This is a genomic window from Caenispirillum salinarum, from assembly GCF_044803115.1.
Lineage (GTDB): Bacteria > Pseudomonadota > Alphaproteobacteria > Rhodospirillales > Rhodospirillaceae > Caenispirillum > Caenispirillum salinarum_A.
This window is the reverse complement of record NZ_CP085224.1, coordinates 3,327,990-3,346,151: the sequence shown is the minus strand read 5'-3', so window position 1 is coordinate 3,346,151 and position 18,162 is coordinate 3,327,990. Positions and strand designations below refer to the sequence as shown.

17 protein-coding genes and 1 pseudogene are annotated in these 18,162 nt (G+C 66.0%); 11 read left to right on the top strand and 7 right to left on the bottom strand.

What is annotated here, in order from left to right; genetic code table 11:
* Positions 1–6: 6 nt before the first annotated feature.
* A complete protein-coding gene (locus LG334_RS15340) occupies positions 7–912 on the bottom strand; it encodes a hypothetical protein (protein ID WP_404379341.1) in 906 nt (301 codons plus the stop codon).
* A 222-nt stretch (positions 913–1,134) separates the two neighbouring features.
* Between LG334_RS15340 and trpB the strand changes: the two genes are divergently transcribed.
* The gene (trpB, locus tag LG334_RS15335; protein ID WP_404386392.1) at positions 1,135–2,361 is read left to right on the top strand and encodes a tryptophan synthase subunit beta; all 1,227 of its coding nucleotides are present in this window, start codon (positions 1,135–1,137) and stop codon (positions 2,359–2,361) included.
* Between the two features lie 309 nt (positions 2,362–2,670).
* Here the strand turns inward: trpB and LG334_RS15330 are convergent, their stop codons facing one another.
* Positions 2,671–3,543 (bottom strand): DMT family transporter, encoded by an 873-nt coding sequence (locus LG334_RS15330; RefSeq protein ID WP_404379340.1) that lies wholly within the window; start codon positions 3,541–3,543, stop codon positions 2,671–2,673.
* Positions 3,544–3,929: 386 nt separating this feature from the next.
* Between LG334_RS15330 and LG334_RS15325 the strand changes: the two genes are divergently transcribed.
* Together LG334_RS15325 and LG334_RS15320 are read left to right on the top strand one after the other, a co-directional pair.
* The gene (locus tag LG334_RS15325; protein ID WP_404379338.1) at positions 3,930–4,601 is read left to right on the top strand and encodes an MBL fold metallo-hydrolase; all 672 of its coding nucleotides are present in this window, start codon (positions 3,930–3,932) and stop codon (positions 4,599–4,601) included.
* Between the two features lie 13 nt (positions 4,602–4,614).
* Positions 4,615–4,962 (top strand): annotated as a pseudogene (locus LG334_RS15320) (GNAT family N-acetyltransferase); the annotation flags it as partial.
* A 10-nt stretch (positions 4,963–4,972) separates the two neighbouring features.
* Here LG334_RS15320 and LG334_RS15315 read toward each other — a convergent pair.
* The gene (locus LG334_RS15315) at positions 4,973–5,578 is read right to left on the bottom strand and encodes a GNAT family N-acetyltransferase (protein WP_404379337.1); all 606 of its coding nucleotides are present in this window, start codon (positions 5,576–5,578) and stop codon (positions 4,973–4,975) included.
* 91 nt (positions 5,579–5,669) lie between these two features.
* The gene (locus LG334_RS15310; RefSeq protein ID WP_404379336.1) at positions 5,670–6,209 is read right to left on the bottom strand and encodes a hypothetical protein; all 540 of its coding nucleotides are present in this window, start codon (positions 6,207–6,209) and stop codon (positions 5,670–5,672) included.
* A 315-nt stretch (positions 6,210–6,524) separates the two neighbouring features.
* Between LG334_RS15310 and LG334_RS15305 the strand changes: the two genes are divergently transcribed.
* Positions 6,525–7,040: a hypothetical protein gene (locus LG334_RS15305; RefSeq protein WP_404379335.1), complete on the top strand. Its 516-nt coding sequence runs from the start codon at positions 6,525–6,527 to the stop codon at positions 7,038–7,040.
* A gap of 1 nt (position 7,041) precedes the next feature.
* Here the strand turns inward: LG334_RS15305 and LG334_RS15300 are convergent, their stop codons facing one another.
* The gene (locus LG334_RS15300) at positions 7,042–8,112 is read right to left on the bottom strand and encodes a Leu/Phe/Val dehydrogenase (RefSeq protein WP_404379334.1); all 1,071 of its coding nucleotides are present in this window, start codon (positions 8,110–8,112) and stop codon (positions 7,042–7,044) included.
* Positions 8,113–8,291: 179 nt separating this feature from the next.
* On the opposite strand from LG334_RS15300, the gene LG334_RS15295 reads away from it, so the two are divergent.
* The 4 genes from LG334_RS15295 to LG334_RS15280 all read left to right on the top strand — a co-directional run bounded on the left by LG334_RS15295 (position 8,292) and on the right by LG334_RS15280 (position 13,005).
* Positions 8,292–8,795 carry an Lrp/AsnC family transcriptional regulator gene (locus tag LG334_RS15295; RefSeq protein WP_404379333.1) on the top strand — a complete coding sequence of 168 codons (504 nt, stop codon included), beginning with the start codon at positions 8,292–8,294 and terminating at the stop codon, positions 8,793–8,795.
* Between the two features lie 146 nt (positions 8,796–8,941).
* Positions 8,942–10,510: a PLP-dependent aminotransferase family protein gene (locus LG334_RS15290; RefSeq protein ID WP_404379331.1), complete on the top strand. Its 1,569-nt coding sequence runs from the start codon at positions 8,942–8,944 to the stop codon at positions 10,508–10,510.
* Between the two features lie 115 nt (positions 10,511–10,625).
* The gene (locus tag LG334_RS15285; RefSeq protein WP_404379330.1) at positions 10,626–11,240 is read left to right on the top strand and encodes a pyridoxamine 5'-phosphate oxidase family protein; all 615 of its coding nucleotides are present in this window, start codon (positions 10,626–10,628) and stop codon (positions 11,238–11,240) included.
* Between the two features lie 85 nt (positions 11,241–11,325).
* Positions 11,326–13,005 carry an ATP-dependent nuclease gene (locus tag LG334_RS15280; RefSeq protein ID WP_404379328.1) on the top strand — a complete coding sequence of 560 codons (1,680 nt, stop codon included), beginning with the start codon at positions 11,326–11,328 and terminating at the stop codon, positions 13,003–13,005.
* A gap of 6 nt (positions 13,006–13,011) precedes the next feature.
* Here LG334_RS15280 and LG334_RS15275 read toward each other — a convergent pair whose 3' ends face one another.
* A complete protein-coding gene (locus LG334_RS15275; RefSeq protein ID WP_404379326.1) occupies positions 13,012–13,464 on the bottom strand; it encodes a MaoC family dehydratase in 453 nt (150 codons plus the stop codon).
* Positions 13,465–13,562: 98 nt separating this feature from the next.
* Here LG334_RS15275 and arfB point away from each other — a divergent pair, with 98 nt between their 5' ends.
* The 3 genes from arfB to LG334_RS15260 all read left to right on the top strand — a co-directional run bounded on the left by arfB (position 13,563) and on the right by LG334_RS15260 (position 16,680).
* A complete protein-coding gene (gene arfB / locus LG334_RS15270) occupies positions 13,563–13,982 on the top strand; it encodes an alternative ribosome rescue aminoacyl-tRNA hydrolase ArfB (RefSeq protein ID WP_404379325.1) in 420 nt (139 codons plus the stop codon).
* 119 nt (positions 13,983–14,101) lie between these two features.
* Positions 14,102–16,219, top strand: a complete 2,118-nt coding sequence (locus tag LG334_RS15265; RefSeq protein ID WP_404379324.1) for an MASE1 domain-containing protein — start codon at positions 14,102–14,104, stop codon at positions 16,217–16,219.
* Positions 16,216–16,680, top strand: a complete 465-nt coding sequence (locus tag LG334_RS15260; RefSeq protein ID WP_404379322.1) for a response regulator — start codon at positions 16,216–16,218, stop codon at positions 16,678–16,680. Before LG334_RS15265 ends, LG334_RS15260 begins: the two co-directional genes overlap by 4 nt.
* A gap of 72 nt (positions 16,681–16,752) precedes the next feature.
* Here the strand turns inward: LG334_RS15260 and LG334_RS15255 are convergent, their stop codons facing one another.
* Entirely contained in the window at positions 16,753–18,015 is a 1,263-nt protein-coding gene (locus tag LG334_RS15255; protein WP_404379321.1) for a cytochrome P450, read from the bottom strand.
* Positions 18,016–18,162 lie beyond the last annotated feature (147 nt).

The window sequence follows — 18,162 nt, the reverse complement described above, 5'->3', positions numbered from 1 at the left end:
TAAAAACTATATGTCTATGGGATTATGCCTGTTTGGCAGAAATATGCTCTTACTACCGGAAGACAAATCAGGAGTTGATTCGTTAATTATCTCGTTTATGGCTGTTATTATGCTGTTGCTAGCATCGTAAACGTAATTTATGGCATCTGGCAGATCAGCAAGAGAACTGATTATTGCAGAGGCAATGAACAAGGCGCCGATTATTTTTCTCCAGTCCGGAGAATCGGAGCCCGCTTCATCTCGCGCGACCTCAAGGTGTGACCTTAAAAGTTTCCTATGATCTTCTAGATGTCTCGGGATTCTATTAATTTCTTCTATAGCTTTATCGAGTTTTTCGATAATAGAATATTTGTCTATGTTGTGTGTTTCAAATATATTATTGTGAATTTTATCTCTTTTCATAATTATGTCGACTAGTTCATCAACAATGCTGCGGGCTCTCATAAGGCTAGCTAAGAGATCTGTAAGATTTATCTCTTGACCCCCAGCCGTAAAAACCTCTCTTTTGCTGGTTGCATTAAATGCATCTTTGATGCCATAGGCGGTTTGCACCAAATTTTCTAGAAATATTAGAAAGTTGTAACGAAAACTCTCTTGTCCGGAGCGCGAACGGCTCAGGAGTATCGAAATAGATAAATGGTTTAGATTCTGACAAACTTCCCCGTCCTCTATGATTTTTTCGAGCCGCAAAGCTAGGTTTTTGTTGATTGGCCTCATTTTGTCTATGGCGCTGTATATTTTCAGATCGAATTTCTCTATGTGAGGTTTAACACTTTCAAAATCTTCTAAAATACTATTCGGTATAAGGGATCCTCTTGCGCTAGTTTTCCAATAAGATGTAAATTTAGTAACATAATCTATTATTTCGTCTATTTCTTCTCGAATTGTATAGGCTTCATAGAAAAAATGCATGGCTGACGATCTTGATTGGAGAGCGCTTTTTGGTGGATCAGCATCCACTATAGCGTCTCATGGTTGTTTAGTCATCAGTTTGCCGCCATTCATCCCATAGGCGCTTCTTTGCGCGGTCACCCCCCACCACCAAAGACCCCCACCACCCGCCACTTCCCACACCACCCCAACCCCGCTAGTGTCTCCTCCCCGCACCATCATGACCGCACCACCGGGAGGGACATCATCGTGAGTCACCTGCGCAAGTACCCCGACCAAGAGGGCTTCTTCGGCAAGTTCGGCGGCAGCTTCATCCCGCCCGAACTGGAGCCCCACATGGCCGCCATCCGCGATGCCTACCTGCGCATCTCGCGGTCGGCGCCGTTCATCAATGAACTCAAGCACATCCGCAAGCACTTCCAGGGCAGGCCGACCCCCGTGGCCTATGCCGGGAACCTGTCGGAGAAGCTGGGCGGGGCCGCCATCTACCTCAAGCGCGAGGACCTCAACCACACCGGCGCGCACAAGCTCAACCACTGCATGGGCGAGGCGCTGCTCGCCAAGCACATGGGCAAGAAGAAGCTCATCGCCGAAACGGGCGCCGGCCAGCACGGCGTCGCGCTCGCGACGGCGGCGGCGTACTTCGGCATGGAGTGCGAGATCCACATGGGCGAGGTGGATATCGCCAAGGAACACCCCAACGTCACCCGCATGAAGCTGCTGGGCGCGACGATCGTCCCCGTCGGCTTCGGCGGCCGCACGCTGAAGGAGGCCGTCGACTCAGCCTTCGTGTCCTACCTGAAGGACCCGGAAACCACCATGTACGCCATCGGCAGCGTGGTGGGGCCCCACCCCTTCCCCATGATGGTGCGCGACTTCCAGTCGGTCATGGGCTTCGAGGCGCGCGAGCAGTTCGCAGAAATCACCGGCCGCGCGCTGCCCGATCACGTGGTGGCCTGCGTCGGCGGCGGGTCCAACGCCATGGGCATCTTCGCCGGCTTCATCGATGACGAAGACGTCGCCCTGCACGGTGTCGAGCCCCACGGCACGGGCACGGAACTGGGCCAGCACGCCGCCACGATCTCTTACGGCGAGGAAGGCATCATCCACGGCTTCAAGTGCCTGATGCTGAAGGACGCCGACGGCAACCCCGCCCCGGTCCACTCCATCGCCTCGGGCCTGGACTATCCGGGCGTGGGGCCGGAGCACAGCTTCCTGCACGAAAGCGGCCGCGTCTCCTACGCCGCCGTGTCGGACGAGGAAACCCTGAACGCCTTCTACGCGCTCGGCCGGTACGAGGGCGTCATCCCGGCGCTCGAAAGCGCCCACGCGCTTGCCCACGCCATGAAGCTCGCCAAGGAGCGCCCGGCCGGGGAATGCATCCTGGTCAACGTCTCCGGGCGGGGCGACAAGGATATCGACTACGTGGTGGAGAACTTCGGCGACGGCGCGGGGCGGCCGCTGATCTGAGGCGGGCTGCGGCGGGGCGGGCTTCGGCTGACGCCGAGCGGGCCTCGGCCCGCGCCCGATCGGGGAGCGCAGCTCCCCGAACCCCTCAGTTTTTCGTTGAGTGGGAGCGGGGCAGGGTGGCAGGGGCCGTATGTGAATTCCTGTTTTCGCGGGAATGACGGGTATTTGTTCGTTTCAAAACAATGCCTAAAGGACCCGCCAGCACCGCCCCGACTTTTAAAAAACTGGAGGGTTTGGGAGGCTGTGCCTCCCAATCAGGGGTTCAGGGGACCGAGGTCCCCTGAAGTGCCTGCGCCAAGCGATCCAGCTTCACCGCCTGGCGAAATTCACCATCAACACCGCCCCCAGCAGCAGCGCTCCACCGACCAGGCCGAGCGCCCCGTACCGTTCCCCCAGCAGCAGGGCGGCGAGGACCGCCGCGCCGGCGGGTTCCAGCAGCACCAGCACGCCCGAGGCCGTGGCGGTGACCGTTCTCATGCCGAAGAAGAACAGCGCGTAGGCCAGCGCGGTCGGCACCAGCCCCAGGTAGGCGAGCGTCCCCCAGCCCTGCGCCGGGATCAGTCCCGCGCCGAGCGCGAGCGGCAGAAGCGTCAGGGCGGCGACGGCGAACCCGATGGCGGTGATCTGGAAGGGATGGTAGAGGCCGGCCAGCGCCCGCGCCGTCAGGGCGAACACGGCGTAGGAGAGTGCGGCGGCCCCGGCGGCGGCGTAGCCGAGCACCGATCCTTCCACGCCGGGCGCGGGGGCTCCGATCAGCAGGGCGGCGCCGGCCACCGCGATGGGCACGGCGGCCCATTCCAGGCGGCCGGGGCGGTCCTTCAGGACGGCGGCGCCGATCACCGAGATCAGCACCGGTGCGCCGCACAGCGCCACCAGCGTCGCCCGGCCGGCGCCCAGTTCGGAGACTCCCAGGAAATAGAAGCCCTGGTATCCCGCCTGGGTCAGGCCGATCAGCGCCAGCAGAAGGGCGGCGCGACGGGTGACGGGCCTCCAGCGGGCGGCGGCGCGGGCGAGGATCAGCAGGGCGGGCACGGCCAGCGCCACGCGCCAGAAGCCGACGGCCAGGGGGTGGACGTGCGCGAACAGGCTGGTGGAGACCAGCCCGGCTGTGGACCACAACAGGGCGCTCACGGCAATCAGGGCCGCGCCGGTGTGGCGCGTGGTGGAAAGGTCACGGGTCATGGAATGCACGCTCGATCACGGGCGCGGGGACGGGCGGCGCGAGAGGCTGCCCATTTCAGGTGTGCGGAGGCGGATATTGCGCCCTGTCGCGGTCGCAGGGCCGCGTTCAGGCGCCACGCGGGCTCACGCGCCTGATCGGCGTGGGGGGGCGCTGTGTGCTCCGCACACGCCTTCGGCTCCGCGACCCTATTCGCCCATTCCGATTCTGGCAAATCGCTCTGGGCTCCGGCCTTTTCCCTGCGGCGGCGTGACGGGGCGCAGGATGGGGATGAGCGTGGTCGTGGTCATGATGCCGATGGTGGTGCCACGGGCGCGGCGGGGTGTCAAGGCGGGGCGGCTTCGTCTATGCTGCGCCGCGCCTGGACAACCGGAAGGAACATCCTCCCATGCAGCCGTTCGAAAGCCCCGCCGTCATCGGTGATTACGAGGTCCACATCGTCGTCAGCGAGCCGCCGTACTACCAGAACTGCTACGTGGTGAAGCATGTGCCGACGGGCCGGCAGGCGATCGTCGATCCGGGCGACGCGGCGGAGCGGATCATCGCGCGGGTGAAGGAGAACGGCGGGCTGGAAACGGTGGACGCCATCCTGCTCACCCACGGCCACCCCGACCATATCGCCGCGCTCGCCCATGTGGCGGCGGAAACCGGCGCGCCGGTCATCGCCCAGGACACCGAACGGCCGATCCTCGACAACGCCGGCCAGTGGGGGCAGATGCTGCTCGGCCGGGCGCTGGAGGTGCCGGAGATCACCTGGTTCAGCGGCGAGCCGGAGCACGCGGTTGCCGGCGCCAAGGTCGCCACGGTGGCAACTCCGGGGCACACGCCGGGCGGGGTGTGCTTCGTCTTCCCCGGTTTCGCGTTGACGGGCGACACGCTGTTCCAGGGCGGCGTCGGGCGCACCGATTTCCCCGGCGGCGACCAGCCGACGCTGGTGCGCTCGATCAGCCGGTTCCTTGAGAAAGTGCCCGCCGAGACGGTGCTGTTCTCCGGCCACGGCGGCCCCTGGACGGCGCGCGACGCCCGGCGCTGGTGGAAGGTCATGGCCGGCGCCATGTGATCCGGCGGCGGGGATGGCGACGGTGGAACTGCGCGCGGTCAGGCCCGAGGACGTGGATGCCGTCCGGTCGCTGGTGGCGCGGACGGTGATCGAGACCTACGGCGCCTTCTGCCCGGAGGTGGCGGAAGCCGCGCGGCGCGATCCGGCCGGGTTCATCTCGGCCCGGCTGACGTTCCTGGGCGGCTGGATGGCGGCGCGGTCGGACGGCGGCGGCGCGCTGGCCGTGGTGCTGACAGAGGGCGACCTGCTGCAGGAGCTGTTCGTGGCGCCGGAAGCGCAGGGGCGCGGCGTCGGGCGCCTGCTGCTGGCGGTGGCGGAGCGGGAAATCTTCGGCCGCGGGCACGATGTGGCGCGGCTGCACGTGGCGGAGCCTAATGCCGGGGCGCGGCGGTTCTATGTCGCCCATGGATGGACCGCGACGGCCATCCGCACGCCGCACCCGCGCTGGGACTTCGCGATGATCGAGATGCGGAAAGGGCGGACCCCGCCGGACAGGCCGCGTCCAGGCTGAGGACGTAGCGGTATTCCTGGCTCATGCTTTCGTCGTCCAGCACACGGGTTCCGGGCAGGCGGACGAAGCCGTGGCGCTCGTAGAAACGCTGGCCGGAGTGGAAGCGGGTGTCCGTCCACAGGATGATGCGGTGGGCGCCGTGTTCGCGGGCATGGCGGATGGCCTGGGCCAGCAGGCGGGCGCTGGCACCCGTGCCGCGGGCGTGCGGCAGGACGTAGAGGCGGTGCAGTTCGAAGGTGTCGGGATCGGCGGTGCGCGTGATGCCGATGCAGCCGACGGCGCGTCCGGCTTCGTCCTCCGCCAGCCAGAAGCCGCCCTCGTGGTTGGCGAAGGTGCTGGCTACGCGGTCCAGGTCGGGATACTCAGCCGCCCGGTTGAAGGTGCAGCCGTCGTACTCGCCGAACACCGCCTCGATGATGGCGGCTACGGCATCGCCGTCGGCGTCGGTGGCATCGCGATAGCGCATGGACCCTCTCCGCACCCGTTTTCCGCACATGCGAAAAGGCTACGCCTGTCCATTCGCCGCCGCAATAACGACCTTCGGATGGGAGGTATCGCTAAAAGCTATAGGAGAAGTCGAGCACGATTCCGTGCTCGTCCAGTTTCGGCTCGCGCCCATAGGTGAGGCCGATCCGCAGGTCCGAGGGTGGAGCGGCGGGGGACTCCGCCATGGAGCCCAGGGACAGGCTCAGGCCGTAGGCATCGCCGCCTTGCGGGGCCTGTTCCAGCGTCGCGGCGGCCTGCCAGTCGACGCTGCCGCCCAGGAAGTCGACGCCCAGGGGCTGCCCGATGGTCAGGCGCGTGCCAAGACCGCCGGTATTGTCGGCGGCGCCCGCGCCGGAGCCGGCCAGGGCGCCGGGGCGGGCGGAGAGCGGCAGGGTGTCCTGGCTGGGCGCGAGGCCGAGCGACAGGGACGGCGCATCCTCCGCCAGGTTCAGCGGCCCGCTGCCGTTGTCCAGGGTGAGGCCTCCCAGAGTGAGCGCGGCGGACGGTGTTTCGGCGGCTTGTGCCAGGGCCATGCCAGAGCCCACGCCGGCCGCCGAGAAAAGGCTGCCGGCGGCAAGCAGGACCATCGCAATGCGGCGGTATCTGGTCATCGGCCTCGGGCTCCTGGCTCGCCACGCCCCGTTGCGCGGCGGCACCGTGTCTAGAACGTCACCATAGTCGAGTCGGTCCTTCGCGGCGCAAAAAATTCCGGCATGGCAGGATCGACCGCACGGTGTTCGCCTCATGGTTGACCGGAATGCGCCGAAAGCACGCTGTACTGCGGCGTTCAATCGCCTGAAGGTGGAGAGTCTTCCGGGCTCCTGCCACCTTCCGCCGGTTTCAAATTAAAAAAGAGTCGTAAGCCGGGCGTCGTTGTGCTCTACCTGTAGGTGCAGCGCAACATCCTGATCCGGGTGGCAGGCGTCATGAGCTACACCTTCCCATACGACCGGCTGAAGCTGCTGGTTCTCACCCTGGCGAGCCTTGTCTTGACGGCGGCGGTGGGCGGCGCGTTCGCGCTGCTTTTCGTTGCCGAGGGCGAGGCGGCCGAGGTGCTGCGCGAGACCACCGGCATGGGCGCCGACACCGGGGCGGCGGCCTCGGCTATCGTGGCGGTCATTCTGGCAAGCGGGCTTGGCCTTACGGCGGCCCGTTTTTTCATGCGCGCCGGCCCGGTTCTGACGGTGGACGAGCAGGGCATCCTCGACCGCCGCGTCGGCCGCCGCATTCCCTGGACCGACGTGCGGACGGTGGAACTGCGGGGGCGGGGCATGCGGGCCTTTTTCGCCGTCGCTCTGCATCCCGAAGGCCGCGGCCGCCGCAGGAAAAAGGGCGCCGAGGTCCGTGTGAACGTCGGCGCCCTGCGCTGCCGGGCCGAGGATGTGGCGCTCGCCATTCACGCCTGCGGCGGCTATCCCGTGCTGCGCCGGGACGCGCGATAGATTACGCCGCCCAGGCTTTCTTGCCCTTGCCGATGCGCTCGCGGGCCATATGGTCGGCGGCTTCCTCGGGCCGCATGCCGCGCTTGGACGCCAGGCTGAAGATTTCCGCCGTGCGGTCCTCGATGCGCACCACCTTTTCCTTCACCGCGTCCTCGCTCAGGTTTCGGCCGTGGCGCATGCCCATGACGTCCAGGCTGACCTTGATGAGGCCGCCGGCGTTGATGACGTAGTCCGGCGCATAGAGGATGCCCTTCTCGTGCATCATGCGGCCGGCGTCGTCGTCGCCCAGCTGGTTGTTGGCGCTGCCGGCGACGCAGGCGACGTCCAGGCGCGCGACCGTCGCCGCGTTCAGCGTGCCGCCGATGGCGCAGGGGGCGAAGATGTCGGCCTTGACGTCGTAGATGGCGTCGGGCTCGACCACATCGGCGCCGAAATCGGCCTTCATGCGCGCGGCCAGGCCGGCGTCGGGATCGGCGACGGTGATGCGGGCGCCGTCGGCGGCCAGGCTCTCGATCAGCGGACCGCCCACGTGGCCGGCGCCCTGCACCGACACATGCACGTCGCGCAAGCTGTTCTTGCCAAGCTTGTGACGGGCGGCGGCGCGCAGGCCGTGATAGACGCCAAGGGCGGTCAGCGGGCCAGGGCTGACGCCCAGGCCGTCCTCGGGCAGACCGGCGACGTAGGGTGTGGTCCGGCGCATGATGCGCAGGTCGTCTTCCTCCATGCCCATGTCCTCGGCGGTGGTGTACATGCCGCTCAGGTTGTTGATGGCGCGGCCCATGGCCAGCAGCATGGCGCGGCTCTTGGGCGTGCGCGGGTCGTGGAGGATGACTGACTTGGCGCCGCCGAAAGGCAGGTCCGCCATGGCGGCCTTGTAGGTCATGCCGCGCGACAGCTTCAGCACGTCCGTCAGGGCCTCGTCACTGTCGGCGTAGGCGCGCACGCGGCAGCCGCCGATGGTGGGGCCGAGAACCGTGGAGTGGACGGCGATGATGGCCTTCAGGCCGCTGTCCTCGTCGCGGACGAAAACCACGCGCTCGTGGTCGTCGAAGTGGGCGTGTTCGAATACCATGGGACTGAACCTCCGTGTCCTTGCGTCAACGACGCCCCCCGGACCGCCCGGGTTGCCGCCGTCCATGCCTGTCATTCATTTTTGTTTCCTCGCATTATAGGGCAAGGAGCGCGCACTGTCCTTGCGTCGTTGTCCTACAGATCGCACATTGGTGATCGAACCGTGCACGCGGGAGCAGGATGATGAAGAAAGCCGGCATCGAGGGCCTCGACGGCTATGACATCAGGATCCTGGCGGCCCTGCAGGAAGACGCGCGCATCTCCAACGTGGCCCTATCGGAGCGTGTGAACCTGTCGCCGTCGCAATGTTCGCGCCGCATCGCCCGGCTGGAGCAGACCGGGCTGGTGCGCGGATACCTGGCGCGCCTGGACCCCGCCGCCCTGGGGCTGGACGTGATCGCGCTGGTCACGGTGTCGCTGAAGGAGCATGGCGAGGAAGCCGTGCAGGCCTTCCAGAACGCGGTGCTGGACCTGCCGGAGGTGCTGGAATGCGCGCTGACCACCGGCGATGCCGACTACCTGCTGCGGGTGGCCGCGCCGGACCTGAAAAGCTTCAGCGACATCGTCATGCACCGGCTGATGGCCCTACCCAACGTGGGGAATCTACGGTCCTCCATCATCCTGAACCAGATCAAGCCGCTGGCCGGATTGCCCCTGCCGAACCCCTCCGACTCGTCGTCCTGACAGGGCCGCATGACGCGATGACACTGGCTTTGCGGCTGTAGTGGCTCCATGATGTGCGGATCAATGGCCCTTAAAGCGGACCATTTGACACCCGTAAGATCGGGCCAATGATGGCGCGTTGCGCCCCCACGGCAGGAGTCCATTTCATGGGTAAGGCCCCTTCGGGCGCGGTGATCGGCCCCGTCAACCTTCAGGACGGGCCCGAGGCCCCGCCGCTCTACCGTCAGGTTTACCTGCACATCCGCCGCGCCATCCTGGGCGGCCAGCTTCCCGCCAAGGCGCGCCTTCCGTCGACCCGCGTGCTGGCGCAGGAACTGGGCGTGTCGCGCAACACGGTGGCGGCGGCCTTCGACCAGCTTTACGCGGAAGGCTTCATCGAGGGGCGCGTCGGCTCGGGCTCCTACGTCACCGACACCATCTGCGAAACGCTGGTGGAGGCCTGCTGCGACAATCCCAAGGCCAGCGCCCCGCCCGAGCCGGAGGAGGGCGGCCCCGGCCTGTCGCGGCGGGGGCAGGTGCTGTCGACGGCGCGCATCGTGACCGACCCCGGCCGCGCCGCCACCTACTTCCGGCCGGGCACCCCGGCGCTGGACGCCTTCCCCCACGCCCTCTGGCAGCGGCTGACGAGCAAGCGCCTGCGCCTGCGCGAGACCGCCATCGGCAACTACGGCCCCTCCGCCGGCTACGAGCCCCTGCGCCGGGCGGTGGCGAGCTATCTGGCGACGGCGCGCGGCGTCGTGTGCTCGCCCGAGCAGGTCATCATCACCAACGGCGCCCAGGCGGCGCTCGACCTCTGCGCGCGCATCCTGGCCGATCCCGGTGACAAGGCGTGGATCGAGGACCCCGGATACCTGGGCGCGCGCGGCGCCTTCCGCGGTGCGGGCCTGGACCTGGTGCCGGTGCCCGTCGACGGCGAGGGCCTGGACGTGGCCGCCGGTGAGGACCTGGCCCCCCACGCGCGGCTCGCCTACATCACGCCCTCGCGCCAGTACCCGACCGGCCCGGTGATGAGCGTCGCCCGGCGCCTCGCGCTGCTGGACTGGGCGCGGCGCAACGACGCCTGGATCATCGAGGACGATTACGACAGCGAATACCGCTACTGCGGCCGCCCGCTGACGGCGCTGCAAGGGCTGGACGGCGGCCGGCGGGTGTTCTACGTCGGCACCTTCTCCAAGGTCCTGTTCCCCGACCTGCGCCTGGGCTACATGGTGGTGCCCGAGCAGTTCGTGCAGGACGTCACCCGCGCGCGCATCGTCGCCAACGGGCTGTTGCAGGTGTTCCACCAGTCGGTGGTGTCGGACTTCATGGAGGAAGGCCACTTCACCGCCCACATCCGCCGCATGCGCGCGCTCTATGCCGAGCGCCAGACCGCCATGCTGGAGGCCGGGCAGGAGCATCTGGCCGGCATGCTGGACCTGCAACCGGCCTCGGGCGGATTGCAGCTCATCGCCCGCACGGCCGAGGGCGTGGCCGACGTCGACCTGGTGGAGCGCGCCCGCGCCGCCGGCATCGCCGTGACGCCGCTGTCGCAGATGTACCTGGGCGACGACCGCCGCCAGCAGGGCCTGATCCTGGGGTTCGCCTCGGTGGACGCGCGCAGCATGGGGCTTCGCATCAAGCAGCTCGCCAACGCCATCGAGCCCGCCTTCCTGCGCGCCGGCGTCAAGCGCCCGGCGACGGCCGCGGCGGCGAGTGGCCCTGTTCACGCGGCATAATCCGGCCCTTCAAAGGGTCCGCTTGCCGGGGCATTCTTGTTTCCGTTGAGGCGCTGGCGCGTCTTTCCCCCAAGGGAGGACGCGCCGGCGCGCCCACTCGGACTGGACCCGTGACATGCCCCGGAAGATGGAAGTTGGCGGTGCCGCCCGCGACGGCGCCGAACGCCCGATCTACGCCCCGACGCCGGCCACCAAGGCCCGCCGCAAGGACCGCATGACCTACGACAAGGCGGCGGTGCACGCGGTGCTGGACGAGGGATACGTCTGCCACGTCGCCTATGTGGACGAGGCGGGGCAGGCGCGGGTGCACCCGACCAACTTCTGGCGCATCGGCGAGGCGATCTACCTCCACGGCGGCCACAAGAGCGGCCTGATGAAAGCCATCGCGCGCGGCGAGCGCCTGAGCATCGCCGTGACGCTGGAGGACGGCCTGGTCCTGGCGAAATCCGCCTTCGCCCACAGCATGAACTACCGCTGCGTGATGCTCTACGGCCGTGGCCGCCTGCTCTCGGACGAGGAGAAATACGTCGTCGTCCCGTCCTTCATCGACAAGGTGGAGGCGGGACGCAGCGCCCTGGTCCGCCCCCTGAACGCCAAGGAAGCGGCGGCGACCGCCATCGCCGAGGTGCCGCTGGTGGAAGTGGGCCTGAAAAGCCGCAGCGGCCCGCCGGGCGACCCTGGCGCGGACCGCGACTGGCCGGTGTGGACGGGGGTGGTGCCGGTGCGGTGAGGGAATGAAAATCAATCGACATGATATAGCGCGAAATGCTATCAAACCAAAACCTGTGGTTATACATTTTGCGGAGCACATTCTGGTGATCAACAAGGTTCGGGTGCAGGCATTTAAAAAGCTTCAGGACGTTGAGCTCGAGCTTTCGCCGATCAACGTTCTTGTCGGCGGAAATAACTCTGGTAAGAGCTGCATTCTCCAGGGAATACATTTCGGTATCGCTCTTTCCCAAGCGCGTTTCGTAGCAAATGCAGACCAGTTCCCACCCGAGAAACTACGATACTGCCCGACAGACGATTTTTTAAACCTAAGATACGAAAGAAAACTAACTGAAGGTGCCAGCATAAATTTCGAATACCATTGCATAAGTGAAACCATGCATGAAGTTGCCAGGATATCTCTCCAGAGGGGTCGGAACGGTGTCGTCAAGGCCCAAAATTACGGAGGTGGTTTACTTGAAGGAATATCCGATCCGAAGGGCTTTTTCTCGGTTTACGTCCCAGGTTTGGCCGGCGTTAGCCTAAGGGAGGAATATCGCTCCGAACTGGTTGTCAACAATGGTATCGCTCGTGGAGATGCCAACCTTTATTTGAGAAATGTTCTTTTGCGTATCTTCAGGGATGGGGATAAGAAGGCGCAGTTCTCGAAATATCTTACCGAGGTATTTCCGGGTGTTTCCGTCGATACGAAGTTCGACGAGGGAAATGATCTTTGGCTAAACTCTACTGTAACTTCTCCCGAGGGGGATGTGCGTCCACTTGATATGGTGGGTACTGGTCTGCTGCAGGCGATTCAGATTATCGCGTATGTTACTAACTACGCGCCGAAGCTTTTGCTCTTGGATGAACCGGATGCGCACCTTCATCCGAGCAATCAGAGACTTCTAGCAAACACTTTGAAGGTAATTACGCGGAATAGTAATACTACAGTCATACTTGCCACTCATTCTAGGCACTTGCTTGATGCCCTCAGTGAAGCGCCCACCTCAAAGTTGTTCTGGGTTAGAAATGGTGGAGTTAAGGTGCAAGAGGATTGGTCTGATGTTGCAGTATTGATGGACATTGGAGCACTCGACAAGGGCGAGCGTTTGCTTCATGGAAGTTATAGATACTTAGTATGGTCTGAAGATTCTGACGTTTCCTGGCTTCAAATTCTTTTTGAGGCAAACGGATTTAATCCAGATGAATTCCTCGTTTTTTCGTATAAGAGCAGTAGTAAGTTTGATGCGGCGAAGCTAATGGACGGGTTCATGCGAAGGATTAAGCCTGGAGTTAAGACCATAATTCACCGCGACCGCGACTTCATGACCGACGATGAAGTCGCTCGTATGAAGAAATTGTATGGCATTAGTGATAGAGATAGCTCTGTCATTTTTGTTACTGAGGGGTCTGATATTGAGTCATATTTTGTGCGTCCTGAGCATATTTCCTATGTTCTTGATATACCTCTTCAAGATGCGATTGATATGTTAGACGATATTATAAGGAATAGCGTTGTTGAGGCCACGCTTCAATTTCGGGAGAAGCGCGAGCAGATAAAGAAGACCCTTTATAAAAAGGATCCAGAGCAGTGCCCTGAGACAACAGCGTTTATATCAGGGTCAAATGTTTGCCGAGAAAACGTCGTGGGGAAAACAATTTTGAAGAAAATTATGAACGAGATACAAATGCGTAAACTTGGGTCTTCCGGAGCTATTAAGCAGAAAAGCCCCTATCTTCGCGACAAGCTTCTGGAAGACATCGTCGTCGCTGAGCTTTGTGAGTAGCGTCACTCACCGCCCCACCATCACCGGCGCCACCATCCGGTAGACCACCGCCCCCGTTTCCGCGTCCGCAAGCTCGCCCGTCAGGGAGATGAACCCCCGGTCGGGCTTGCTCCGCGACTCCTTGCACGCGCCGATGGTCACCCGGCCCGCCAGCTCCTGCCCAGGCCGCACGGGCGCCAGCCAACGCACCTCGTCCAGCCCCGGCGAGCCCATGCTCTTGCAGCGCGAGAGCAGCCCGTCCACCAGCATCCGCATGAAGACGCAGCCCGTGTGCCAGCCGCTGGCGCACAGGCCGTTGAAGCTGCTCTCGGCTGCCGCCGCCTCGTCGGTGTGGAAGGGCTGGGGGTCCCAGTCGCGCGCGAAGGCCTTGATTTCCTCGGCGGAAAGGGCGCGGCGGCCCAGGTCGAACACCTGGCCTTCCTGGAAGTCATCGAAGCTGAGCAGGGGCGCGGCGGTCATGGGTGGAGGCTCCTTGCGAATCATCGGCATATGGCCGGCAGCATAGGCCGCGTGCCGGCCCGTGGACAGAGCCGCTTCTTCCCCGTAAGCTCCGCCCCATGCTGACGATTACGCGCAACATCGCCATCCCCGAGGACGAGTTGGAGGAAAACTTCGTCCGTGCCTCCGGGCCCGGCGGACAGAACGTCAACAAGGTGTCCACCGCCGTGCAGCTGCGCTGGGACGCCGTGAATTCGCGCGCCCTGCCGCCGGGGGTGCTGGACCGGCTGTTGCGGCTGGCCGGGCACCGGGCGACGCAGGAGGGCGTCATCATCATCGACGCCCGCGCCCACCGCAGCCAGGAACGCAACCGCGCCGACGCCCGCGAGCGCCTGGCCGGACTGGTGCGCGATGCCCTCCACGTTCCCCGCAAGCGCCGCCCGACCCGCCCCAGCAAGGGCGCCAAGGAACGCCGCATCCAGTCCAAGAAGAAGCGCGGCTCCGTCAAGCAGGCCCGCGGCCGCGTTTCCACGGACTGAGCGGCCGCCTGCCGTCATGCCCCTGCCGCTTGCAGTGGCGGCGGGAATGGCGGACACTGCTGTTGCGGCGCGGTTCCTGTGCCGCCGCAAGCAGTGCGCGAGCCGGCTGGGGGGAGCGGGTGACGGACGCCAGTCATCAGTCGTGGACACGCGAGGTCGCCCTCATCGGCGCGACGGCGGTCCTCTACGCCCTGGCGGCCTGGGCCGGGCTGGCCTTCATTACCGTCGAGGGCGTCGCCGCGCCCGTGTGGCCGCCCACCGGCGTGGCCCTGGCGGCGCTGCTGCTCAAGGGGCCGCGCATGGCCGTCGGCGTGTTCCTGGGCGCGGCCGTCGTTGCTTTCGGACCCGGCGGGCCGCTGCTTTTCAAGGCCCTGTCCGGCCTGGGCGCGGCGGGCGAGGCATTGATCGGCTGGTGGATGATTTCGCGGCTGGCGGGACCTGTGGGGCCGCGCGGCGAGTCGCCCTTTTCCTCCATGAACGCGGTCCTCGTGCTGCTTCTGGCGGCCATCGTCGGCGGCACCGCGCACGGCCTTTATGGCGCGGCCATGGTGGCGGAGATGGGGCAGGTCGGGTGGTCCGCCTTCCGCGACGTCGCCGTCGGCTGGGCGGTGGGCGATGCTACGGGCGTGCTGCTGGTGGCGCCCGCTCTCCTGGCCCTGAACGCCGCCCGCCATGATCCGCCGAGCCCCGCCCAGGTGGGGGAGGGGGCGGTGCTGCTGCTGTGCGCCGGGGCCGGGGCGGCGGTGGTCTACGGCGACACGGTTGGGGTGCGGCTGGACAGCCATGCGGTGTCGTGGGCGCTGCTGCCCTTCGTCATCTGGGGCGCCCTGCGCTTCGGCATCGGCGGCGCCGCACTGGTGGGCATCGGTCTGTCGCTGGTGGCGGCCTTCCACGCCGCGGCCGGGGCGGGATACTTCCAGGACGCCGGGACGGACGGCTTCGTCAGCCTTCAGGTGTTCATCGGCATGGTGACGCTCACGGGCCTGCTGCTGGCGGCCGGCGACCACGAGCGCAACGCCGCCCAGGCCGAGGTGCGGCAACTGTCCAGCGCCGTCGAGCAGTCGGCGGCGAGCGTCATGATCACCGACACCCAGGGCCGGCTGCTCTACGTCAACCCCAAGTTCACCGAGGCCAGCGGCTACACGGCCCCGGAGGTCATCGGCAAGACCCCGCGCATCCTGCGCTCCGGCCACATGCGGCGGGAGAACTATGAAAGCCTGTGGTCGACGCTGCTGGACGGCCGGGTCTGGCGGGGCGAGCTTCTCAACCGCCGCAAGGACGGCAGCCTGTGGTGGGAGCACGCCGCCATCGCCCCGGTACGCGACGGGCGCGGGCGCATCACCCGCTTCGTTGCCGTCAAGGAGGACATCACCGAGCGCAAGGAGGCGGAAAGCCGCCTGCGGGCGACGGTGGAGGAACTGCAACGCTCCAATGCGGAACTCAAGCATTTCGCGTCGCTGGCTGCCCACGACCTGCAGGAGCCCCTGCGCGCCATGGCCGGCTTCGCCCAGCTTCTGCGACGGCGCTACGGCGAGAAGCTGGACGCCGAGGCCGACAGCTACATCGATTTCGTGGTGCAGGGGGCGGAGCACATGAAGGCGCTGTTCCGCGACCTGATGGACTACAGCGCCGTCGACGTCACGCCGCCGGGCCGCGACCCCGTGGACCTGGGCGCGGTGGTGACCGAGGTGCGCGACGCCATGGGCCGCGAGATCGCCGCCGCCGGCGCATCGCTGAGCGTCGGGCCGCTGCCCGAGGTGGCCTGCGACCGCCGCCAGCTGGCGCTGGTGCTCCACCACCTGATCGGCAACGCCGTCAAGTTCCGCCATCCCGAACGGCCGCCGCGCGTGTCTATCGGCGCGGTGCGGGCGGGCGATCTGTGGCAGGTGCATGTGTCCGACAACGGCATCGGCATCGCGCAGGCGCACCTCAAGAGCCTGTTCGTGCTGTTCCGGCGCCTGCACACGCGCGGGGCCTACGAGGGCACGGGCATCGGGCTCGCCATCAGCCGCCGCATCGTGGAGCGCCACGGCGGACGCATCTGGGCGGAAAGCGACGGCGCGACGGGCACCGCCATTCGCTTCACGCTGCCCGATCCGGCCAGCCCGGCGGCGGAGCGGCTGGCGATGGTCTCCCTGCCGTCGCCGGGGGCGGCCGTGGTATCATCATCATCATCACAGTCTCCGGCCGGTGCCGATACGGCCCGGGTCCGGGTTCTCGAGGAGGATGTTTCATGAGCGCTTCCGTCGGTGACGAGGGGCCTTTCGTGGTTCTGCTGGTGGAGGACAACCCCGCCGACGCACGCCTGACGCAGGAGGCCTTCGCCGATGCCGGGCGCTCCGTCAGCCTGGAATGGGTTCGCGACGGTGACGACGCCATGGCCTTCCTGCGCCGCCACCCGCCCTATACCGAGGCGCCGCGCCCGCACCTCGTGCTGCTGGACCTCAACATGCCGCGCAAGGACGGCCGCGCCACCCTGACGGAGATCAAGGGGGACGCGGCCCTGAAGGCGCTTCCGGTCGTGGTGCTGACAACGTCGGAAAGCCGCATGGACGTGGAGGAAAGCTATCGCGCCCACGCCAACGCCTACGTCACCAAGCCGCTGGACATGGATGAACTGGTCGCCAAGATCGGCGCGCTGTGCGACTTCTGGCTCAACGGCGTGGCGGCGGTGCCGGGAAAACCGGCGGGGCGTTGAGGCGGGGCCGGCACGCCTGGGCCTGGACCTGGGCATTGGAATGCGCCTGGGGCCTGCCCCGACCGCGCTCCGTCACGTCCGCATCCGCACGTTGGTGATGACCATGCCGTCGGCGGGCAGGGCGGGAATCCGGCGCAGGGAGATATCCAGGTCCTGTTCCGGCACGTCGTACTCCACCTCCGTCGCCAGCGCATGAAGCATGGCCTTCATGGTCTCGATGGTCGCCCATTCGCCGGGGCAGCGGTGGTTGACCGCGTAGTCGCCGCCGCCTTGCGGGATGAGCGCATGGGCGTCGGGCTCGGTATCCAGAAACCGTTCGGGGCGGAATGCCTCGGGCTCCGTCCACAGGCGGGTGTCGTGGTCGGTGCCATAGAGGTCCAGGATCACCCAGTCGCCCGCCGAGAAACCGACCCCGCGCCAGGTGAAGTCTTCCCGCGCCTTGCCGCCGATGGCGGGAAAGAAGGGGTAGAACCGCCGCACCTCCTGCACGAAGGCATGGGTGTAGCGGCCCGGTGCCGCCTCGGCGCGCAAGGCGTCGCGCATGGCGGGATGCCGGTGCATGGCGTGGACGCCGAAGGCCAGGAACCGCGCGATGGCGTCGGCGGGGCGCAGGATGTTGAGCATCTCCACCGCGCAGACCTCCGGCGTCATGGCGCTGCCGTCGGCGTCGCGGTGGCGGGCGATGACGGCCAGGGCGCTGTCGTCGGGCGGGTGATGGCGACCGGCGCGGACGTCCTCGATCAGGCCCGCCAGGAACCGTTCCGCCTCCTTCCGGCGCAGGCGGGCCTGCCAGTTGCGCGGACCGAAGGCGCCGGCATTGTTGATCATGGCGGCCAGTTCGTGCGTCAGGCGGTCGAGGCGCGCGGCATCGGCCGGCACCGCCGCCCAGGCGCAGGCGGCGCGGCAGAGGATACCATGAAAGGCCGAATGCAGGCGGACCCGCTCATCGCGCTGGAGCGTCCAGGCCGCGAGGCTTTCGCGCAGGGCCTCCGTCGCCAGGCGGGCCATCTCGGGCGCCCGGTCGGGGCCGAGCAGCCTGAGGAACATGGCCTTGCGGATGCGGTGGGCCTCGTCGTCCAGGGTCGCAACGCTGCCTTCGTCCTGAAGCAGCTTCAGCACGCTTTTCGGCATGGCGCCGTTGCGGGTGAAGCGGCCGGGCTCGTAGAACATCCGCGCCGCCTCCGCGCCCGAGACACAGGTGACGGGCCGCCCGAGCAGGCGGGTGTGGAAGGCGTCCGACCCCAGCCTGCGGCAGCGGTTGGGGATGAAGGCATAGCCCTCGCGCAGGAAGGCCAGCGAGGCGTCGGGCGCCGGATCGGTGGGAAAAGCGGGCATGGCCTGAACAGTCTCTCCTGTTGCTGACGGAGAGAAACGCGCGGGGTCAGGTGTGGTGTTCGCCGCTGCACCGATCGCCCGACGGGCCCTGCAACGGAAGCGGGGCCGCCTCCTTTCGGAGACGGCCCCGCCGCTGTTCGGGCGCAT

Bases quoted from the DNA above. Each gene is read 5' to 3' on its own strand.
- LG334_RS15305 (WP_404379335.1), top strand. From the start codon at position 6,525: ATGAGCTACACCTTCCCATACGACCGGCTGAAGCTGCTGGTTCTCACC.
- LG334_RS15315 (WP_404379337.1), bottom strand. From the start codon at position 5,578: ATGCGCTATCGCGATGCCACCGACGCCGACGGCGATGCCGTAGCCGCC.
- LG334_RS15340 (WP_404379341.1), bottom strand. From the start codon at position 912: ATGCATTTTTTCTATGAAGCCTATACAATTCGAGAAGAAATAGACGAA.
- LG334_RS15310 (WP_404379336.1), bottom strand. From the start codon at position 6,209: ATGACCAGATACCGCCGCATTGCGATGGTCCTGCTTGCCGCCGGCAGC.
- LG334_RS15285 (WP_404379330.1), top strand. From the start codon at position 10,626: ATGCCCCGGAAGATGGAAGTTGGCGGTGCCGCCCGCGACGGCGCCGAA.
- LG334_RS15290 (WP_404379331.1), top strand. From the start codon at position 8,942: ATGGGTAAGGCCCCTTCGGGCGCGGTGATCGGCCCCGTCAACCTTCAG.
- LG334_RS15300 (WP_404379334.1), bottom strand. From the start codon at position 8,112: ATGGTATTCGAACACGCCCACTTCGACGACCACGAGCGCGTGGTTTTC.
- LG334_RS15325 (WP_404379338.1), top strand. From the start codon at position 3,930: ATGCAGCCGTTCGAAAGCCCCGCCGTCATCGGTGATTACGAGGTCCAC.
- LG334_RS15255 (WP_404379321.1), bottom strand. From the start codon at position 18,015: ATGCCCGCTTTTCCCACCGATCCGGCGCCCGACGCCTCGCTGGCCTTC.
- arfB (WP_404379325.1), top strand. From the start codon at position 13,563: ATGCTGACGATTACGCGCAACATCGCCATCCCCGAGGACGAGTTGGAG.
- LG334_RS15260 (WP_404379322.1), top strand. From the start codon at position 16,216: ATGAGCGCTTCCGTCGGTGACGAGGGGCCTTTCGTGGTTCTGCTGGTG.
- LG334_RS15295 (WP_404379333.1), top strand. From the start codon at position 8,292: ATGATGAAGAAAGCCGGCATCGAGGGCCTCGACGGCTATGACATCAGG.
- LG334_RS15330 (WP_404379340.1), bottom strand. From the start codon at position 3,543: ATGACCCGTGACCTTTCCACCACGCGCCACACCGGCGCGGCCCTGATT.
- LG334_RS15275 (WP_404379326.1), bottom strand. From the start codon at position 13,464: ATGACCGCCGCGCCCCTGCTCAGCTTCGATGACTTCCAGGAAGGCCAG.